The 1,918-nt window shown below is 37.0% G+C and carries 4 protein-coding genes; 1 reads left to right on the top strand and 3 read right to left on the bottom strand.

What is annotated here, in order from left to right:
• Positions 1-924: RHS repeat-associated core domain-containing protein (locus BAZSYMA_RS09055; protein ID WP_241502610.1), on the bottom strand; the 924-nt coding region annotated here is incomplete at its 3' end.
• A 37-nt stretch (positions 925-961) separates the two neighbouring features.
• Positions 962-1,252 carry a hypothetical protein gene (locus BAZSYMA_RS10145; RefSeq protein ID WP_090718279.1) on the bottom strand — a complete coding sequence of 97 codons (291 nt, stop codon included), beginning with the start codon at positions 1,250-1,252 and terminating at the stop codon, positions 962-964.
• An 86-nt stretch (positions 1,253-1,338) separates the two neighbouring features.
• Here BAZSYMA_RS10145 and BAZSYMA_RS09045 point away from each other — a divergent pair, with 86 nt between their 5' ends.
• Positions 1,339-1,656 carry a hypothetical protein gene (locus BAZSYMA_RS09045; RefSeq protein WP_241502608.1) on the top strand — a complete coding sequence of 106 codons (318 nt, stop codon included), beginning with the start codon at positions 1,339-1,341 and terminating at the stop codon, positions 1,654-1,656.
• A gap of 67 nt (positions 1,657-1,723) precedes the next feature.
• Here BAZSYMA_RS09045 and BAZSYMA_RS09040 read toward each other — a convergent pair.
• Positions 1,724-1,918: autotransporter outer membrane beta-barrel domain-containing protein (locus BAZSYMA_RS09040; RefSeq protein WP_143243187.1), on the bottom strand; the 195-nt coding region annotated here is incomplete at its 5' end.

Genomic DNA, 1,918 nt, shown 5'->3' with positions numbered 1-1,918 from the left:
AAATTTACCACCACTAAATCCTGGATATGATAAAGCAAAACCAACACCAAAACCTTGTGCAGGCACATTTACCCCTAGTGCTTTTTGTATCCAAACGGGCACCTTATATGAAATACCTAGTGTTAAAGTATCATTAAACATTCTACTAAACGCCGCACTCATCCCACCATTAGCAAATTTACCCCCACCCAACTCAGCAGCGACGCCACCAACCACATAAGAATCGACAACATTTTGTACTCTTTGCGTCCATCCGCTGGCTTGATTACTAACACCTGCTACCTCATATGCGCCTGACCAGCTTGCGCCATAACTAACAGCCGATCCTAAGAATCCGCTTTTAAAACTACCACCAGATAATCGACTTCGTACGCCACCAGTTAAGCCATGGGCTATCAACTTTCTGAAACCCGCTTTCATTGGATGCAATACCTTGGCGTTAAATCCTGCTGTTAATGCGCCTAATAATCCTTGTTTTAAATCACCTTTGCTTCCAACCATACCGGACAAAAATCCTGCTGCATAAATATTTAATCCTGGGATAAATAAAACAGCGATAGAAGCAATTTGTCTGCCGTATTTTTTAATACTTCTCCGAACACTTCGCCATGCTTTATCTATTGCTTTAAAAGGATTCAAACTCCAGTAACCGCTCGGGTCAGTGTATTTCAGCGGATTGTTCATTACATAACTGTATCTATTGTAACTCTGTGTGTTGTGAGGGGCTTGAATATATGGATCCGCACTGAAGAATCTTCCAATTTGTGGGTCATATACTCTACCATTCATATGAATAAAGCCCATTTCATCAATGTGTTCGTGTCCAGTGAAGCCCCGGTTGGTGAGTGCTGGGATGATGGGGAGCAGTGGGTCGCTGGCGCTCCAGTCGCCTTTGCGTCTTTGTCCGAAGGCGGTGTATGCCATGCGTTCAACGATAAGATAGCATCTTTTTATTGTGGGGCTATACTTTGATTTTTTGATTTTCTCTATACACAAACCAAAAGTAAAAAATCACACCAATAAACATAATACAAAAAGATAAAAACCAAAGAAATTTATATTTTATATTTTTATTTTTGATTAAGTTATAAATCATCCAAAAGAATAAAATAACTCCTGAAAACCAACTTTGTAAAAAAAGAATTTGCATAACTAAATCTGAGTTAAATATAAGTCCAGAAAAAAATATGTATACAGACATAATCCAATTAAAGCAAAGATAATATCCAAAATATAATTTAAATTTACTCATAATTAATACGCTGGTTTCCCAAAAATTGACCCTGTAAACCAGATTGTGTAAACCCTCATATCAAATGCCCAAACTGGAACAACGTGGTGGAACCTGACAATTACCTACTGATTCGTGATGGTTTTGTGCCAATCAACATTAAATTTATTGATAGGGCAGATTACTACACCGCCTTTAATGAATTTAACGAATCAGGGAAAACCAAAATCATGGAAAGTATTATCGGCAAAGCACTCACCAATAGTTGCCACAAACGCTTGGCATATTTAGAAGGCAAAAAGATTGTCTCTCTGGTAGATTACACCAAAAAATACAAAATATCACACTCCAATCTTATCAACAAAGACAAACGCCAAACCATTGAAGCTTTTTCAGAAAAAAGTAAATGGAAAATTGGCGATTAATGGTTTCTAGATAATAAAAACACCCTGCAAAGGCAGGGTATTTTTATGGTAGATTAAGTATCTATATTTAGAAATTATAGAGCATACTAATTCCAGTACTATCAATGTCACCATCTGCTTTTATACGCTCAAAATCAACACGATATTTTATTGTGTCATTAATTTTTCCATCAATACCAACACCATAAATAACATCAGTACCACTGAATTTATTGCTAAAAGCTGTAGCACCAGCGATTGGGGTAAATACACCTGTGCTTGT

The sequence above is a fragment of the Bathymodiolus azoricus thioautotrophic gill symbiont genome (assembly GCF_001298715.1).
GTDB lineage: Bacteria > Pseudomonadota > Gammaproteobacteria > PS1 > Pseudothioglobaceae > Thiodubiliella.
Note: the sequence above shows the minus strand (reverse complement) of the source record. Positions and strands in the feature narration are given on the sequence as shown.

What these genes read in the sequence shown, in the direction of transcription:
- BAZSYMA_RS10145 (WP_090718279.1), bottom strand. Translation starts at nt 1,252, where the DNA reads ATGAGTAAATTTAAATTATATTTTGGATATTATCTTTGCTTTAATTGG.